1 protein-coding gene is annotated in these 398 nt (G+C 61.8%); it reads left to right on the top strand.

The window, feature by feature from the left end; all coding sequences use genetic code 11:
- The coding region (locus AAIG11_RS17955; RefSeq protein WP_343187560.1) for an aminotransferase class III-fold pyridoxal phosphate-dependent enzyme at window positions 1–398 on the top strand (398 nt) is incomplete at both ends.

Here is a 398-nt window from a genome sequence, read left to right as displayed (position 1 = left end):
TGCGACACCCACGGCATCATTCTCATTGCCGATGAAATTCAAACCAGCTTCGGCCGTACCGGCAAGCTCTTTGCCACCGAACACTGGCCTGCCGCTCCCGACATGTGGACCACCGCCAAATCCATTGCCGGCGGCATGCCCATCTCCACCGTCACCGGCCGGGCCGACATCATGGATGCCTCCCACATCGGCGGCATTGGCGGCACTTACAGCGGCAATCCCGTGGCCGCCGCTGCAGCCCTGAAGGTGATGGAGATCATGGAGCGGGACAACTTCCCCGGCCGGGCAGAAGAACTGGGCCACCTTTTCAGAAGCCGGCTGAACAAGATGAAAGACACCTATTCCCTCATCGGCGATGTACGGGGCCGGGGGGTCATGCTGGCCCTTGAGCTGGTGAA

Source organism: Anoxynatronum sibiricum (genome assembly GCF_039414295.1).
Lineage (GTDB): Bacteria > Bacillota > Clostridia > Peptostreptococcales > Tindalliaceae > Anoxynatronum > Anoxynatronum sibiricum.
This window is presented reverse-complemented; position numbering and strand designations above follow the sequence as displayed.